14 protein-coding genes are annotated in these 16576 nt (G+C 73.3%); 6 read left to right on the top strand and 8 right to left on the bottom strand.

The genetic code is table 11. The annotated features are described in order from the left end of the window. The first annotated feature begins 273 nt into the window (after positions 1-273). From BCD49_RS03950 to BCD49_RS03940, 3 genes are read left to right on the top strand one after another with little or no spacing between them, the layout of a single operon-like run. The gene (locus tag BCD49_RS03950; protein ID WP_083401241.1) at positions 274-1764 is read left to right on the top strand and encodes an NAD(P) transhydrogenase subunit alpha; all 1491 of its coding nucleotides are present in this window, start codon (positions 274-276) and stop codon (positions 1762-1764) included. Continuing rightward, on the top strand, positions 1761-2174 hold the full coding sequence (locus BCD49_RS03945) for an NAD(P) transhydrogenase subunit alpha (RefSeq protein WP_007509595.1): 414 nt from the start codon (positions 1761-1763) through the stop codon (positions 2172-2174). Before BCD49_RS03950 ends, BCD49_RS03945 begins: the two co-directional genes overlap by 4 nt. Positions 2175-2210: 36 nt before the next feature. Continuing rightward, the gene (locus BCD49_RS03940) at positions 2211-3659 is read left to right on the top strand and encodes an NAD(P)(+) transhydrogenase (Re/Si-specific) subunit beta (protein ID WP_007509596.1); all 1449 of its coding nucleotides are present in this window, start codon (positions 2211-2213) and stop codon (positions 3657-3659) included. A 71-nt stretch (positions 3660-3730) separates the two neighbouring features. On the opposite strand, the gene BCD49_RS03935 is transcribed toward BCD49_RS03940, so the two are convergent. Both BCD49_RS03935 and BCD49_RS03930 read right to left on the bottom strand, forming a co-directional pair. Next, positions 3731-4174 carry an SsgA family sporulation/cell division regulator gene (locus tag BCD49_RS03935; protein WP_007509598.1) on the bottom strand — a complete coding sequence of 148 codons (444 nt, stop codon included), beginning with the start codon at positions 4172-4174 and terminating at the stop codon, positions 3731-3733. 150 nt (positions 4175-4324) lie between these two features. Further along, complete coding sequence (locus BCD49_RS03930) at positions 4325-4762, bottom strand: pyridoxamine 5'-phosphate oxidase family protein (RefSeq protein WP_007509600.1); 438 nt, start codon at positions 4760-4762, stop codon at positions 4325-4327. Positions 4763-4946: 184 nt separating this feature from the next. On the opposite strand from BCD49_RS03930, the gene sulP reads away from it, so the two are divergent. Further along, positions 4947-6704 carry a sulfate permease gene (sulP, locus tag BCD49_RS03925; RefSeq protein WP_007509602.1) on the top strand — a complete coding sequence of 586 codons (1758 nt, stop codon included), beginning with the start codon at positions 4947-4949 and terminating at the stop codon, positions 6702-6704. Here the strand turns inward: sulP and BCD49_RS03920 are convergent. From BCD49_RS03920 to BCD49_RS03895, 6 genes are all read right to left on the bottom strand, one after another. Continuing rightward, positions 6701-7495 carry a GntR family transcriptional regulator gene (locus BCD49_RS03920; RefSeq protein WP_083401232.1) on the bottom strand — a complete coding sequence of 265 codons (795 nt, stop codon included), beginning with the start codon at positions 7493-7495 and terminating at the stop codon, positions 6701-6703. The genes sulP and BCD49_RS03920 overlap by 4 nt on opposite strands. Positions 7496-7623: 128 nt before the next feature. Further along, on the bottom strand, positions 7624-8892 hold the full coding sequence (locus tag BCD49_RS03915) for an ABC transporter substrate-binding protein (protein ID WP_007509605.1): 1269 nt from the start codon (positions 8890-8892) through the stop codon (positions 7624-7626). 92 nt (positions 8893-8984) lie between these two features. After that, positions 8985-9746 (bottom strand): ABC transporter ATP-binding protein, encoded by a 762-nt coding sequence (locus tag BCD49_RS03910; RefSeq protein WP_007509607.1) that lies wholly within the window; start codon positions 9744-9746, stop codon positions 8985-8987. Then, on the bottom strand, positions 9743-11668 hold the full coding sequence (locus BCD49_RS03905) for a branched-chain amino acid ABC transporter ATP-binding protein/permease (RefSeq protein ID WP_007509609.1): 1926 nt from the start codon (positions 11666-11668) through the stop codon (positions 9743-9745). Before BCD49_RS03905 ends, BCD49_RS03910 begins: the two co-directional genes overlap by 4 nt. Then, positions 11668-12546, bottom strand: a complete 879-nt coding sequence (locus tag BCD49_RS03900; protein ID WP_007509611.1) for a branched-chain amino acid ABC transporter permease — start codon at positions 12544-12546, stop codon at positions 11668-11670. The genes BCD49_RS03905 and BCD49_RS03900 overlap by 1 nt, the downstream gene beginning before the upstream one ends. A 253-nt stretch (positions 12547-12799) precedes the next feature. Continuing rightward, positions 12800-13606 carry an LLM class flavin-dependent oxidoreductase gene (locus BCD49_RS03895; protein ID WP_007509613.1) on the bottom strand — a complete coding sequence of 269 codons (807 nt, stop codon included), beginning with the start codon at positions 13604-13606 and terminating at the stop codon, positions 12800-12802. Between the two features lie 239 nt (positions 13607-13845). Between BCD49_RS03895 and BCD49_RS03890 the strand changes: the two genes are divergently transcribed. After that, positions 13846-14994, top strand: a complete 1149-nt coding sequence (locus BCD49_RS03890) for a thiolase family protein (protein WP_007509615.1) — start codon at positions 13846-13848, stop codon at positions 14992-14994. A gap of 238 nt (positions 14995-15232) precedes the next feature. Beyond that, positions 15233-16351 carry a CapA family protein gene (locus tag BCD49_RS03885; RefSeq protein WP_051467159.1) on the top strand — a complete coding sequence of 373 codons (1119 nt, stop codon included), beginning with the start codon at positions 15233-15235 and terminating at the stop codon, positions 16349-16351. Positions 16352-16576 lie beyond the last annotated feature (225 nt).

Genomic DNA, 16576 nt, shown 5'->3' with positions numbered 1-16576 from the left:
CTGCCGCGTGCCAACCGGCGGGTCCGGTGCTCCCGCCTGCCTGTCGCGGGTGCGGGCCTCGCACCGATCCGACCGCGGCCTGAGCCGGCCCCTTCGAGATGCGCCTGACCGAACGGGCCTGAACAGGGCCGAGATTGGCGAGGCGTGGTCGGCCCCAGGCTGTTTCGCCGGCGGCCGCGGTGCGGGACGATGCCTTTCGGGCGGACGCCGGTTCCCACGGTCCGGTGCCAGCCGTACCGCCAGTCACCGGTCATCCGAGAGGAGCTGGTCGCGATGAGGGCCGTGCCCGGCCCCAGGCCGCGCGACGAGCGCCAGGCCACGCGGCCTTCGGCCTCGGAGGCAGACGCGAACCCGCGATTATCCGAGGCGACCGCGCCCCGAGCCCCGCGTGAGCAAGGCGGCACCGCGCGGGCCGGCGAGGCTGGGCGCCGGCACCGGGGGCGAGTTCGGGCGCCGATCGTGGGGGTGTTGAAGGAGACCGAGCCGGGGGAGCGGCGGGTCGCGATGGTGCCCGACGTGGTCGGGCGGCTGAAGGCACTCGGGGTCGGGGTGCTCGTCGAGAACGGTGCCGGCCGGGACGCCTGGTTCTCCGACGGGGCGTACGCGGACGCGGGCGCGGTGCTGGGGACGCGGCAGTGGCTGCTGGAATGGGCCGACGTCGTGCTGGGCGTGGCGCTCCCAGGGCCGGACACGCTCGCGGCCCTGCGCCGCGGCCAGGTCCTCGTCGGCCTGCTCGCGCCCTTGCTGCGGCCGCGGACGATGGCGAGGCTCGCCGAATGCGGCGTGACGGCGGTCAGCCTCGACGGTCTGCCGCGCACGCTCGGCCGCGCGCAGGCGATGGACGCGTTGATGTCGCAGGCGAACGTCGCCGGCTACAAGGCGGTCCTGGTCGCCGCGGATGCCAGCCCGCGCTACTTCCCGCTGCTCATGACGGCCGCCGGCACCGCCTGCCCCGCCGAGGTCCTGGTGCTCGGTGCCGGCGTCGCGGGGCTTGCCGCGATCGGGACCGCGCACCGCCTCGGCGCGGTCGTGCGCGCCTATGACATCCGCCCGGCGGCGCGCGGCGAGGTCGAGTCGCTGGGCGCCGCCTTCCTCGACCTCGCCGCGGCCAGCGACGACGGGCTGGGCGGGCCGGGCGGCGTGGGCGGCGTGGTGATGGGCGGCGCCGAGCGGGGCGGCCATGCGCGGGCGCTGACCGCCGGCGAGCAGGCCGCGCAGCGGGAAGCCATCGCCGCGGTGGTCGCCCGACACGATGTCGTGATCACGACCGCTCAGCTACCCGGACGTCGCCCGCCGTTGCTGGTCACCGAACAGGCCGTCCATGCGATGCGCCCCGGTTCGGTGGTCGTCGACCTGGCCGCGGGTCCGCGCGGCGGCAACGTCGAGATCTCCGCGCCGGACGAGACCATCGTGACGGCGGGCGGCGTCACCGTCATCGGTGCCGGCAACCTGCCGGCCACCATCCCGTCGGCCGCGTCGACGGCGTACGCCCGCAACGTCGCCGCGCTGCTCGGCCTCCTGGTCAGCGACGGCGCGCTTGCCGTCGACCTGACGGACGAGATCCAGGCCGGCGTCGTCATCACCCACGCCGGCAGCGTCGTCCAGCCCGCGACCGCGGCACTGCTCGCCGACGGCGAGCGCCACGACGGCGAGCGCCACGACGGCGAGCGCCACGACGGCGAGCGCCACGACGGCGAGCGCCACGACGGCGCGGGCGGCGGCATCGGGGAATTCCACGGCGCCGAGTTGGGGTGTGCGTCATGAGCGCTGAGCTGGTCAACGGGCTGACGGTGCTGGTGCTGAGCCTGCTGGTCGGGTTCGAGGTCGTCGGCAAGGTTCCGTCGACGCTGCACACCCCGCTGATGTCGGGTGCGAACGCGATCCACGGCATCGTGATCATCGGTGTGATGATCGTCGCCGCCGGGGCGGACTCTCCGCTCGGCTACGTGCTGGTCTTCGTCGCCGCCGCGTTCGCCGCGGCCAACGTCGTCGGTGGTTACGTCGTCACCGACCGGATGCTGGAGATGTTCCGCCGCCGTCCCACGGTTCGCGCCGGGGACCTCGGCGGCAAGGGCGCTGGCGGAGAGGGCGCTGGCGGCAAGGACGCCGGCGACGCGGCCGACGGAGAGCGGGGCCCGCGCGAGGCGCGCGGATCCCGAACGGGCCGGCCGTGAGGGCACCCGGGCGGTCATGAGCGGCGACAAGCGGTCATGAGCGGCTCAGACGCGGCGGTCCACCTGCTGTTCGTCGCCGCGGCGGTGTGCTTCGTGCTGGGACTGCGCCTGCTGAACTCGCCGGCGCGGGCGCGTCGCGGCAACCAGCTGTCCGCCGCCGGCATGATCCTCGCGGTGGCCACGGCGGCGGGGCTGCTCGCCCGCGACCACCTGATCACCGTGACCGGCCTCGCGGTGCTGGTCGCCGGGCTGCTCGTCGGCGGGGGAGCTGGCCTCTTTGCGGCCCGGTCGGTGCCGATGACGGCGATGCCGCAGCTGGTGAGCCTGTTCAACGCGGTCGGCGGCGGGGCGGCGGTACTGGTCGCGTTCGCCAATGTCGTCCGCCTAGGCGGCGCGGCCGAACTTGCCGACGCCTCCACGCGAACGACGGTTGCCACCGGGCTGGACGTGGTCATCGGCGCCGTGACGTTCTCCGGCTCACTGGTCGCGGCCGGCAAGCTGCGGGGACCGGCCCTGGGCGCTCCGGTGACCTTCCGGGGGAGCCGGGTGCTCGCCGCGGCGATGGCGGCAGTGGCCGTCGGCGGCGCCGTGGCGGTCGTCGCCGGCCGCGGCGGAGCGTCGGCGCTGACGGCGGCGGCGGTGGCGGCGCTGGCCTTCGGCGTGCTGACGGTCCTGCCGATCGGCGGCGCCGACATGCCGGTCGTCATCTCGCTGCTGGGCGCCTGCACCGGCATCGCCGTCGCGATGGCGGGCTTCGTGCTCGACACGAACATTCTGATCATCGCGGGCGCGCTGGTCGGGGCGTCCGGCGCGATCCTCACCGTACTGACGGCCGAGGCGATGAACCGCTCGGTCATCGCGATCGTCCTCGGCGGGCTCGGGACAGGCGACGGCGGCGGCACTCCTGCGACGCGCGGCGCCTCCCGGACCGGCGGCGGGGACAGTTCCGCGTGGGTGCGAGCGGCGGCGGCCGACGACGTCGCGCTGCAGCTCGCCTATGCCGCTCGGGTCGTCATCGTGCCGGGCTACGGCCTCGCCGCGGCGCGGGCGCAGCACGAGGTCGTCGAGCTCGCCGAGCTGCTCGCCTCGCTCGGGGTCGACGTCCACTACGCGATCCATCCGGTCGCCGGTCGGCTGCCGGGGCACATGAACGTGCTGCTCGCCGAGGCGCGCGTCCCGTACCGGTTGATGCTGGAGCTGGCCGAGGCGAACGCCGAACTCGCCCGTGCGGACGTCGCCCTGGTCGTGGGCGCGAACGACGTGACGAACCCGGCCGCCCGCCGCCAGGGCAACCCTGTTTCCGGCATGCCGATCCTCGATGTCGACAAGGCCCGCAGCGTCGTCGTCGTCAAACGCTCGCTAGGACCCGGCTACACCGGTATCGACAACGAGCTCTACACCGACCCGAAGACCGGCGTGCTCTTCGCCGACGCAAAGGCCGGCCTCGCCGCTCTCACCGCCGCCACCAAAGCCCTCGTTCACTGAAACGGCCCTGGGCCGACGCGGCAGCGCGCGCCGGGGAACGCGCGCCTCCCCTTACCGATGAACGCGCCTGCTCAGCTGGTCATGCTGGGTCCGTCGCCGGTGAGACCACCCTCGGAAAGGAGGGAGAGCTCCAGGTCCCAGTCGATGTGGCCCGACTCGGTGCCCGACGGCACCGAGGTGGCGACGCGACGCAGGAAGGTGCGTACCGCCCAGCGCGGCAGGCCGATCCGGGCGTGGCCGCCGGGGCTCGTCAGCCACAGTTCGACGACGGGCTCGCCGGCATGGGTGATCGGGGCTATCCGCACGTCCGCGATGCCGGCGGGTCGGCGCAGGCCGTCCTCGAGCAACTCACGGGCGAAAACCCATTCGACCCGCGGCCCGCTGCCGACGTCAAAGCGGATGACGACGGCGAACGGATCGACGGGCCGGTAGCCCAGTTCGGCGGGGAACCTACCTCCGTCGTCCAGCAGCCTGGCATCGAACGAAACGGTGATGGTTGGTTCGGCTCTGGTCACCGTGGCCTCCCCTCGCCGGGCGAGTACGGACGTTGCCGATATCATGGCGCGCCCGCGGGAAAATAGGCAGGTATCAGAAGTCGCGGCGCGTCGGACGGGTTTTCCTGTCCGCCTCACTGGCTGGGAGGTGGGTGGTTTCCAGCGGCACCTTCAGGCCGGGTGGGGCGGCAATGCCCGGCCGGTGATGGAGTACGGGCGGATGCGCACCCAGCGGAACTGGCTCTCGGTCTCCGGCCGCTCGATCCAGGTGCGGAACCCGATCGAGTCCAGCCGGGCCTGGGCCGCCTCGTCGTGAACCTCCTCGCAGGTGCCCTTGACGACGACGCTCCAGCCCGCGCGCGAAGCCGGCTCGAACCGGTCGACCTCGAAGGCGACGGTGGCGTGGTCGAGCGTGGCGGCGAGCTTCGTGCCGATCGTGGAGCGGAACGCGACCGCCGAGCCGTCGAGCACGAAGGCCACGGGGAAGATCTCCACCTCGCCATCCAGCAGGAACGCCACCCGCCCGACCTGCCGGCTGCCCAGCAACGTCGCGCAGTCCTCGTCGGACAACACCCGCATACCCGCATGGTCTATCGCCCAGCTGCTCATGACACCGCTTCTCCCGTCCGTCGAGCACCGGCACTGTCTGTTGACTGTGCGCCATCGGGCTGGGTGGATCGCGGTGCGGACGTCCCGCGCGCACGGGACCTGTGGGTACCGACGCGGCGAACGAGCCGGGCGCGACGGGGCGGCCAGGCGCGACAATGCTCGCCGATCGCGCCCGCGGAGGCCGATGCGGACGGCGAGCATGGTCGCCACGGTGACGAGGAGCGCGGTGGCCCGGGTGGGGTGGGTGGTTCGGGCACTCGGGTGGGTGCCGATGGTCGGGTGGGTGCGCGGATACCGGCGCGGGTGGCTGCGTGGCGACGTGCTCGCCGGAGTGACGGTGGCGGCCTACCTGGTGCCGCAGGTGATGGCCTATGCGGGGGTCGCGGGCCTGACCCCGGTGGCCGGGCTCTGGGCGGCGCTGCCGGCACTGGCGCTCTACGCGGTGTTCGGGTCGTCGCGGCAGCTGTCCGTCGGCCCGGAGTCGACGACGGCGCTCATGACGGCCGCCGCCGTCGGCCCGCTGGCCGCGGGGGACCCTGCGCGGTACGCGGCGCTCGCCGCCGAGCTCGCCCTCGTCGTCGGGTTGCTGGCGCTCGCGGCCCGGGTGGCGCGGCTCGGGTTCGTCGCCGACCTGCTCTCCCAGCCGATCCTGGTCGGCTACCTGGCTGGCGTCGCCGTCATCATGATCGTCGGTCAGCTCGGCAAGACGACCGGCGTTCCCGTCACCGGGGCGAACATGTACGGCGAGCTTGCCTCGTTCGCACGCCACGTCGGAGCAGCGCAGATGGGCACCGTCGTGCTCGCCGTGACCGCGCTGGTGTTCCTGTTCCTGCTCCGATGGCGCTGGCCCGGCGGGCCTGCGCCGCTGCTGGCCGTCGTGCTGGCGACCGTCGCCGTCGCGGTCTTCGACCTGGACGCGCATGGAATCGCGGTGGTCGGTGACGTTCCCGGCGGCCTGCCCCGCCCGACGCCGCCGGCCGCGGCGGACCTGGCCAGGCTGGTGATCCCCGCCTTCGGGGTGCTGTTCGTCGGCTACACCGACAACATGCTGACCGCCCGGGCGTTCGCCAGCCGCGCCGGCCACGGTGAGATCGACGCGAACGGCGAGCTGCTGGGACTCGGCGCGGCCAACCTCGGTACCGGGCTCCTGTCCGGGTTCCCGGTGAGCAGCAGCGGCAGCCGCACCGCCCTGGGCGCGGCGGCCGGCAGCCGCAGCCAGCTGCACTCGCTGGTCGCCGTCGGCGCCGTGGTGGGTGTGCTGCTGTTCCTGCGCCCGGCGCTGGCCACCTTCCCGACGGCCGTGCTCGGCGCGATCGTCATCTACGCCGCGGTCCAGCTGGTGGACGTGGCCGGCTTCCGGCGCCTGGCCCGGTTCCGGCGCAGCGAGCTGCTGCTCGCGCTCGCCGCGCTCGCCGGCGTGCTCGCGTTCAACATCCTCTACGGCATCCTGATCGCCGTCGCCCTCTCACTGGCCGACCTGCTGGCGCGGGTGGCCCGCCCGCACGACGCCATCCTCGCGCGGGTACCCGAGGTGGACGGCATGCACGACATCGACGACTACCCGGACGCCGAGCTCATCGCGGGCCTCGTCGTGTACCGCTACGACTCGCCGATCTTCTTCGCCAACGCGCAGAACTTCCGCCGCCGCGCGCTCGCCGCCGTCGATGCGATGACACGGCAAGGCCCCGTCGAATGGTTCGTCCTCAACATGGAGGCGAACACCGAGGTCGACATCACCGGGCTGGACGCGCTGGAGGACCTGCGCGTCGAACTCACCGGCCGCGGCATCGTCGTCGCGCTCGCCCGCGTCAAGCAGGAGCTGCTCGACGCCCTCGTCGCGCACGGCGTGGCCGGCCGAATCGGCACCGACCTGATCTTCCCGACCCTGCCGACCGCGGTCGCCGCCTACGAGGAGGCTGTCGGGCGATCCGCTGACCGTTAGGCATCGTCGCTGTCCGCCGGTGGCGCGGCCGGCGATGGCGCGAAGACGCCACGGCTGCGCAGCTCCTCGCAGAAGCGGCGGCCGGCGGACGCCATCTGGTCGGTGATGGCGCGGGCGCCGGCCTCGGGGTCGCGGCGCTCGATCGCGTCGAGGAGCGTGACGCGGAAGCGGTGGGAGATCTCGAGGCCGGTGGGGACCGTGTCGAGGTAGACCTCACCGGGAACGAACCGCTGCATCGAGCGCACCAGCATCGACAGCCGCGGCGTCGCCGCGCGGTGATAGACGAACCGCTGGAACTCCAGCATCGCCTGGTTCGCCCGCGCGACGTCGCCCGCCGCGGCGAGCGCGTCGACCTTCGCATGCATCTGGCGGAGTTGGGCGATCAGGGCGTCGTCCGCGGTGGCGACCAGCCGGGCGATCGAACGCGAGACGAGGGCGCCGAACAGGTCGAAGTGTTCGAGGATCGCCTCCGGGCCGAAGGTGGCGACGAACGTCCCCCGTTTCGGCTCGGCGACCACCAGGTCGTCGTTGATCATAGTGATCAGCGCCTCGCGGATGGGCTGACGGCTGATGCCGAGCGTCTTGGCGATCTGGTCGATCGGGATCCGGTCGCCGCCGCGCAGCACCCCCCGGAAGATGAGCGCCCGGATGTAGTCCGACGCGGTCTCGACGGCCGTCGGCACCCGGGGACGCTCCGGAGGATTGGGCAGCACGACAGCCGGGCGGCCGGCCGGCGAGGGCCGGTGCCGGTGCGTCCTGGCGGGGGGTGTCGGCGCGGGATCAGAGCCCATGCGGCCGGTCCGTATGCGATCGGTCACAGCTCGATGATGGTAGTGGGGGAGGGCGGACCGCCGGCGCCGGCCCGCTGCGCGCAAGCAACCGCGCAGGCGACAAGGGGGATCCGGCGCCGGCGGCGGGGTTACTTGACGGCGACGCAGGTGCCCTTGCCGCAGGACTCGGTCGGGTCGAAGACCGCGAACGAGGTCGACTCGAGGCCACTGCGCTCACTCGGGCTCCAGGTGTGCACGCCCATCACGCCCTCGACCTGCATTCCCGACTCCAGTGCCGTGCGGACCTTCGCCGAGTCCGTCGAGCCGGCCTTCGCGACCGCGGCGTCATAGGCGAGGAACATGTCGAAGGTGTACGCCCCGCTGATGTCGCTCTGGCCGTACTGGCCCGGCCCGCGGCCGGTGACCTTCGTCATCGCCGCCAGGTAGTCGGCGACGACACCGGTGGGCGCCGCGCCGTCCTTGGACACGAACGTCGCCGTGATCGGGCCGGCGATGACGTTGTCCATCACCTTGGCCGGCACGGCCTGCTGGAGGCTGGCGCGCGCCGCGTCCGGCTGCGTCACGATCTTCGGGTACCAGCCGACCTGGTCGAGGTTGCTCAGCACCAGCTGCAGCGGGGCGCCGTAGGCCCAGACCAGCAGCGTGTCGGCGCCGCTGGCCTGCAGGTCGCGCAGCTGGGCCTTGACGTCGGTGGCGGTCGCGGCGAACGCCTTGGTGGTCAGGGTCTTGCCATCCTTCTCGGCCAGGCCGTTGGCGATCTTCGCCCAGCCGGGAACCGAGCCCTGGTCGAGGTAGATCTGGGCGATCTTGCCGCTCGCGCTGCCCGCGGCGGCGGCCTGGTACTCGGGCGTCACGAACATCGTGTCGTTGCCGCTGATGCCGAACGCCCACGGGTAGGAGCCCTCGGCGCCGGCGTCCTTCCAGATCGCGTCGGCGGGCGTCGAGGTGAAGCCGATGACCTTCTCCTTGTTGAACGTGGTCTGCTCGGCGATGAAACCGGGCGACGAGGCGATGTCGCCGATGATCACCTTCGAGCCGCCGCTGATCAGCTCGCGGGCGAGGATGGTGGCCCGGTTCGGGTCGGCGCCGCTGTCGCGGATCTCCAGCTTGTAGGTGATGCCCGACGCCTTCGCCTTGCCGTCGTTGAGGTAGCCGATCGCCGCCTTCGCCGCGTCCTCCAGCGGCTTGTACGCCGGCGCGGCCGGGCCCGTCTGCGCCGTGATCAGGCCGATGGTGACGGTCTGCGGCGCCAGCGTCCCGCCGGCCGACGCCGCCGGGGCGGTGCCGTCGTCGTCATCGCCGCCGCCGCAGGCCGCCAGCGCCGTCGCGGCGAGCAGCAGCGGCACCGCCAGCACGGCGACGCGAGACCTTCTTGGGTGTTGCTGTCCTAATCGCATGTCAGTTCCTCTTCCTTTTCTTCCTCGTCGCTTTCGCGGGTTTCCTCGTGTTCCGCTGACGCCGGGGGTGGGCAGGCCCGCGCGGGGCGCGGTCAGGCCAGGTAGGCGCGGTGGGCGATCTCGGCGAGGTCGGAGACGTCGCCGCCGGTCGCGTGGACGACCCGGCCGTGCGCGAGCACATGGATCTCGGTGGTGATGGCGGTGGCGACCTCCAGGCGCTGCTCGACGAGGAGCAGCGCCGTCCCGGTGGCGCCGAGCGCCCTGACGATGTCGACGACGCGTTCGACCAGCCGGGGCGCGAGCCCGTTCGTCGGCTCGTCGAGCAGCAGCACCCGCGGCTCGGCCGCCAGCGCCCGGCCGATGGCGACGAACTGCTGCTGGCCGCCGGACAGGGTCGCCGCCCTGCGGTCCAGCAGGCCCTCGAGCTCCGGCAGCAGCTCGAGGGCCCGGCGCAGGCCGGCGCCGCTTCGGCCCGGCGCGGCGGCGGCGCCGAGGCCGAGGTTGTCGCGCACGGTCATGTGCCCGAACAGGTGCCTGTTCTCCAGCACGCTGCCGAGGCCGGCGCGCACCCTGCGATGCGCGGGCAGCCTGGCGACGTCGGCTCCGGCGAGCTGGATCCGCGAGCCGGAGCCCGCGGGGATGAAGCCGCCGACGGCGCGCAGCAGCGACGTCTTGCCGGCTCCGTTGGCCCCGATGACCGCGACGCAGCGCCCCTCGGCGACGTCCAGGCTGACTCCGTCGACGGCGACGACACCGCGGTAGTCGACCCGCAGGTTCGCCACCCGCAGCGGCGGCGCGACCTCGGCCACGGCGCCGGCGCTGTCTGGGCGGTCTGGGCGCTCGGCGGTGCTCATACGCCCACCCCCAGGTAGGCGTCGCGGACCTCGTCCGAGTCGCCGAGCCGGTCGGGTGGACCGGACCAGAGCAACTCGCCGAGGTGCAGGACGACGACGCGGCCGGCGACGGCGTGCACCAGCTCCAGGTGGTGCTCGACGAGCAGGACCGCGCAGCCGAGCGCCGCGACGGCCCGGACCGTGTCGGTCAGCAGCGCGATCTCGCTCGGGCCGAGGCCGGTCGCCGGCTCGTCGAGCAGCAGCAGCCGGGGCGCGCGGCTGACGGCGATGGCGATCTCCAGGAAGCGCAGCTGCCCGTGGCTGAGGTCGGCGGCGCCGCTGACGCGGTCCAGCGGGAGATCGGTGGCGTCCAGCAGCGCGAACGCGATCCGCTCGAACGCGGCGCGCTCGGCGGCGTCGCGGTGCCGCACCGGCCGGCGGGCGGCCAGATGCAGGTGCTCGGCGACGGACAGGTCGCCGAACACCTTCGGCGTCTGGAAGGTGCGGGCGACCGCGTGCGCGGCGAGCGCGCGGCGGCCGCGGCGGTCGACGCGCGCGCCCGCCACCGCCAGGGCGCCGCCGTCGAGCGGGTAGATGCCCGAGAGCACGTTGAGCAGGGTGGTCTTGCCCGACCCGTTCGGCCCGACGATCGCGATCACCTCGCCGGCCTTCGCCGACAGCGTCACCGCGTCGAGCGCGACCAGTCCACCGAACCGCTTGGTGACCTCTTCGCAGCGCAGCACCGGCTGTTCGCCAGCACCCTCGCCTGTGCCCCCATCCGGGGTCTGGACCGGGGCCTGGTCGGGGGCCGCCGCGTCCGCGGCCTCCGTCTGCGCCGGCCGCGTCGGCTCGGCGGGGGGCCGGGGGAGCCGGACGGCGACGGCGCGCCGGGCGACGACGCCGGCCGGGCGGAAAAGGACGACGCCGAGCAGCAGCGCCGCGTAGAGGACGACATTGAGGGTGGGGTACTTGGCCAGCCAGATCGGCAGGCCACCGATGACCACCGCGCCGAGCACCGCGCCGATCCGGCTGCCGGCGCCGCCGAGCACCACCATGACCAGGAACAGGAAGGACAGGTCGACGGTGATGCTCGCCGGGCTCACGTAGCTGACGACGTAGCCGTTGATCCCGCCGGCGACCGCGCCGATGCCGGAGCCCAGGGTGAACGTCAGCAGCCGCGTCCGGTAGACGGAGATGCCGAGCGCGCCGGCGCCGATCGGGTCGCACTTGGCGGCCACGGCCGACCGACCGGCGGTGGCCGACCGGAAGTACCAGTGGGCGAGATATGCCAGCACGAAGGCGATGACGGCGACGTAGAGCAGCTCGGCGTCGTCGAGCAGCCCGTCGGCCTTCTCGAAGCCCCAGCGGGCCACGATGTTGGGGATGCCGTTGTTCCCGCCGGACAGCGAGTCCCAGCCGCGGACGACGTCGGCGAGCACGATGGTGAAGCCGAGGGAGACGACGGCGAGCCCCAGGCCGCCGAGCCGGCCGGCGGGGATCGCCATGAGCAGCCCGATCGCGGCGCCGACCCCGAAGGCGATCGGCAGCGCGAGCCAGACCGGCAGGGCATGGCTTCCGGACGTGACCGCCGCCGCGTACATGCCGACGGCGAACGAGGCACCATGCCCGATCGACAGCACGCCGGAGTACCCGACCGGGATGTCGAGCCCGAGGGCGGCCGTCGCGTACATCACCAGGGTGAGCACGATGACGCCGCGATAGCTGCCGTAGCCGAAGGATCCTGCCAGCAGGACGGCGAGGCCGGCCAGCAGGACGACGTGGACGTAGGGCCGGGCGACGACGGACCACCCGGTGCCGAGCACCCGGGCCTGGGCGCTGCCGGCGGGCACCGCCGCCGTCCAGGCCTTCCCGACCGCGGCCCGGCCGGCGGCGGCCCGGCCGGCGGGTAACAGCCGCGCGGTCGCGCGCCTCGCCGTCGTCATCACACGCTCCGCAGCGCGCGATCGCCGAACAGGCCCTGCGGGCGCACCAGGTAGACGACCAGGAGCGTGCCGAACAGGACCGAGTTCAGGGCGAGGGTGCCGAAGTTGGCGTTCGCGTACTGCAGCAGGAAGCCGAGCACCAGGCCGCCGACCAGGCTGCCGTGCAGGCTGCCGATCCCGCCGATCGCGGCGGCGACGAACCCGTTGAACAGCAGGGTCAGCCCCAGCGACGGGCCCACCTGCAGCGACGGCGCGGCGACGAAGCCGGTGACGGCGGCGACGAGCGCGGAGCCGGCCATGACCAGCTGCGAGGCGCGGGCCGCCGAGATGCCGACCGAGGTCGCGCCGTCGAGGTCCTCGGCGACCGCGTGCAACCGCCGGCCGAGCAGCGTCATCCGCCACAGCAGCGACACGACGCCGACGAGCACCAGCGCGACGACGATGATCGCGATCTCGGCGCCGGTGGTGCGGATGCCGAACAGGTCGACCGGCCCCTGGCCGAAGTTGTAGGTGAACGCCTGCGGCTCACCGGAGAACTGGTAGTGCGCCGCCCGCTCCAACAGCGTGCCGACGGCGAGCGTCGACAGGATCCACGGCAGCGCCGCCCCGCGCCGCAGGAACGGCCGGATCGCGACGCGTTCCTCGACGAGCGACGCCGCGACGACGCCCACCGTCGCCAGCACGAACGCGAGCGCCACCGGCAGGTGGAACTGACGGGCCAGCAGGAGGGTGGCCAGCGGCGCCCAGTAGATCAGCTGCGCATGCGCGAAGTTGACCACCTTCGTGACCCGCTCGACCATGTTGATCCCGAGCGCGACCAGCGCGAACAGGGAGCCGGACACCAGCCCCGGCCACACCACGTCGTTGACGAAGTCCACCGGCGCCCCCAACCTGACCCGGACCTGTTCCTGATGCGGTGTCAGGTATAGGGGACTAGTATGTTAGATGTCAATGGGCGTCACCTCGGCCCGTGAACACCGGGGTCAGCCGGAAGGCCAACGTGGACGCGCCTATTACCTGCCTGCGCGCATTACCTGCCTGCGTGCACCACGGTCGAGTGCCCGCCGATGATCGCGTCCCGTCCTGACTACCCGTCAGGCCTGGTGGGCGGCGCGGCGAGCTCTCCGGCCGCTACCGGAGGCCCGGGAGGACGTCGGCGAGCAGGACGTCGAGAGTGCGGCGGGCGGTGACGTCGTCGTGGCCGAGGACCATCGACAGGTCGCCCACGCCCAGCTCGCGGTAGCGGGACAGGCCGTCGAGGAGCTGGCCGGCCGAGCCGGCGAGGACGTGGCGGGCGACCTGGACGCCGTCGGGCACGGCCGTGCCGGCCTCGACGTAGATGCGGTGGGCGAGCAGGCCACCGCCGAGGTCGCGCCAGCGGGCGGCGAGGGGGGCAAGGTCGTCCGGCAACGCCCGTGATGCCTGGTAGGGCAGGCCGAGACGGGCGGCCAGGCGCATCGTCGCGTCGGCGCCGGCGAGCCAGATCGGTGGCCCACCGGGCGTGAACGGCTCGGGCGAGAGGACGTCCCCGGTCAGGCCGGCGCGCAGCTGGTCCAGGCAGGCGCGGAAGCGACGGCCGCGCTCGGCCGGCGCCACGCCCCGGTGGACCAGCTCGTCGTCCCAGAAGCCGGCGGCGACCGCGAGCACGAACCGGCCCGCGGTGAGCTGGTCGAGGGTGGCCGCCTGGCGCGTCAGCCAGTCCATGTCCCGCACCGGCAGCACGGCGGCCGTGATCCCGATCCGCGTGCCCGGGTGCCGGCCGGCGAACCAGGCGAGCTCGACCATCGACTCCAGGCCGCCCCGCCAGCCGGAGAAGTCCGGCCGGCGGAACATCCCGTCGCCGAGCCAGAGGGTGTCGAGCCCGCCGGCGACCGCCGTGTCCGTGAACGCGACGGTCTCGTCGCGGTCCGAGCCGTACGGAGAGACCCCAAGGCGCACGCCCTGACCGTAGCCCGCGCCCGGTGGGGCTTTGCGAGGAACCACCGACGGGCTTCGACGGGGAGCCGCCAGCGGGCTTCGCGCAAGCCATTGGTTGCCTCGTGGGTGGCCGGCGTACGACGTTCTGTGCGGCACATGTGCCGGCCTGGTAGTGGAAACCGTCCTATCGTCTGGCGAGAAGCGAATTTCGGTCGGTGGTGCCGGGCCGTGGGATGTGAGCGTCGGGAAGGGGTACGGCAGTGCCGGAAGCGGTGATCGTCGAGGCGGTGCGCACGCCGATCGGCAAGCGGAACGGGGCGCTCGCCGGGGTGCACCCGGTGGACCTGTCCGCGCTCGTCCTGCGGGAGCTGGTCGCCCGGACGGGGATCGACCCGGCCGTGGTCGACGACGTCCACTGGGGCTGCGTCGGGCAGCTCGGCGACCAGTCCAGCAACGTCGGCCGGTTCGCCGTGCTCGCCGCCGGCTGGCCGGAGTCCGTGCCCGCCGTCACGATCAACCGGGCCTGCGGGTCGAGCCAGCAGGCGATCGACTACGCCGCGATGGCCGTGATGTCCGGCCAGCAGGAAGTCGTCGTCGCCGGCGGCATCGAGAGCATGAGCCGCATCCCGCTGGGCGCCTCCCGCCAGAGCGGTGAGCCCTACGGCGCCACGGCCCGTAACCGCTACGACGGCTCCGACTTCAACCAGCTCACCGGCGCCGAGCTGATCGCCCGCAGGTGGGGGCTCGACCGCCGCCAGCTCGACGAGTTCTCGGCGCAGAGCCACGAGCGGGCCGCCGCCGCGATCGACGCGGGCGCCTTCGACGCCCAGATCGTGACCGTGCCGACCGAGGCCGGCCCGGTCGGCGTCGACCAGGGCCTGCGACGTGGCACCACCGCCGACACGCTGGCCGCGCTCAAGGCGGTGGCGGGCGCGGACGGCCTGCACCACGCCGGCAGCTCGTCGCAGATCTCCGACGGTGCCGCCGCGATTCTGATCACCACACCGGAGAAGGCGCGCGAGCTGGGCCTCGCACCGATCGCCCGCTATGTCGCCGGCACCGTCGTCGGCGCTGACCCGGTGATGGTCCTGACCGGGCCGATCCCGGCCACCCGGAAGCTGCTGGCCAGGGCCGGCCTGACGATCGACGACATCGACGCGTTCGAGGTCAACGAGGCGTTCGCCTCCGTGCCACTGGCCTGGCTCGCCGAGACCGGCGCCGACCCGAAGCGGATGAACCCGCTCGGCGGCGCGATCGCCGTCGGCCACCCGCTCGGCGCCTCCGGCGCGATCCTGATGACCCGCCTCGTCCACCACCTGCGTGACAACGGCCTGCGTTACGGCCTGCAGACCATGTGCGAAGGCGGTGGCACCGCCAACGCCACCCTCGTCGAGCTCGTCGACGACTGATCGACGACTGACAGCCAAGCATCCCGACGTCCCCGGCGGCCGGCGCCGGGGACGCTGAGCTTTCAGGCCGTCACCCGGCGCCGGGGACACGGCTCCGGCGCCGGGCGTGGCTGGGAGATCCGCGGCTGTCGAGGGCCGAAGCGAGTCGGCTGGCGAGCATCGCCGCCGGTGTGTTCGGGCGGAGCACGCCGGGAACGCCGGAGGAGAACGGCGCGGGCTGGGGGACGTGATGCACGCGATGGATCCGGGTGTCCTGACCGTGTTCCTGTGCGGCGACGTGATGCTGGGGCGAGGAGTCGACCAGATCCTGCCGCATCCGGGCGACCCGGCGTTGCACGAGGGGTTCAGCCGGGATGCTCTGGCCTACGTCGACCTGGCCGAGGCGGTGAACGGGCGGATCGGGTATCCGGTTGGCTTCTCCTGGCCCTGGGGAGACGCGCTGGACGCGTTGGAGAGCGCCGCGCCCGATGTCCGGGTGGTGAACCTGGAGACGAGCGTTACACGATCCGACGATTTTGCTCCGGGGAAAGCTGTGCACTACCGGATGAATCCGGACAACCTTCCCTGCCTGGCCGCGGCCCGGCCCGACGTGTGCGTGCTGGCGAACAATCATGTGCTGGACTTCGGGCGGCGCGGGCTCATCGAGACGCTCGACACGCTGGCCGCCGCGGGGCTGAGGACAGCGGGCGCCGGGCGGAGCGCGGACGAGGCGCGCCAGCCGGCGATCGTCCCCGTCGAGGGCGGGCTGCGTCTGCTGGTTCTCGCGTTCGGTGTCCCGTCCAGTGGCATCCCGCGGACGTGGGCCGCGGTCGACGACCGGCCGGGCGTCGACGTCGTCCCGGAACTGTCGGACGCGGCGGCCGACGAGATCGCCGCCCGCGCGCGGCGGAACAAGCAGCCAGGGGACGTGGTCGTCGCGTCGATCCACTGGGGGGACAACTGGGGGTATGGCATCGACGACGACCAGATCCGGTTCGCGCACCGGCTGGTCGACGGCGGCGTCGACCTCGTGCACGGGCACTCGTCGCACCATCCGCGCCCGGTCGAGGTGTACCGGGATCGGCTGATCCTCTATGGCTGCGGGGACTTCGTCGACGACTACGAGGGCATCACCGGCTACGAGAGTTTCCGGGACGACCTGCGGCCCGCCTATCTGGTCTCGGTCGAGGCGGACACCGGCCGGCTGGCCGGCCTGCGGGTGGTGCCGCTGCGGACGTGGCGCATGCGGCTGGGCCGCGCACTCGCCGAGGACACCGCGTGGCTGCACGCGACGCTCGACCGGATCAGCCGCCGGTTCGGCGCCGGGTTCGATCTCGACCCCGATGGTCTGCTCTCGCTGCGCCGGCTGTCGCGGTGATCCAGGACGGCCGGCCGGGCGAGGCGCCAGGAGCGCCGGCGGGTAGGCCGCCACGTCGTCGCCTCGTCTCGGGCGCCCGGGCTCAAGAGTTACCCGAAGTCACCAGCGGGCGAGTGCTAGGGCGGTGCGCGGGCTCGGACCTCGTCGGATTTCTCGATCCGGTGGGATTTTCGGCGTCCTGGCACGCAAGAACGCAATCGCCCTGGGATTGTCTTGGCGATCGCG

Origin of the sequence: Pseudofrankia sp. EUN1h (assembly GCF_001854645.1) — a bacterium.
GTDB classification, from domain to species: Bacteria; Actinomycetota; Actinomycetes; order Frankiales; family Frankiaceae; genus Pseudofrankia; species Pseudofrankia saprophytica.
This window is presented reverse-complemented; position numbering and strand designations above follow the sequence as displayed.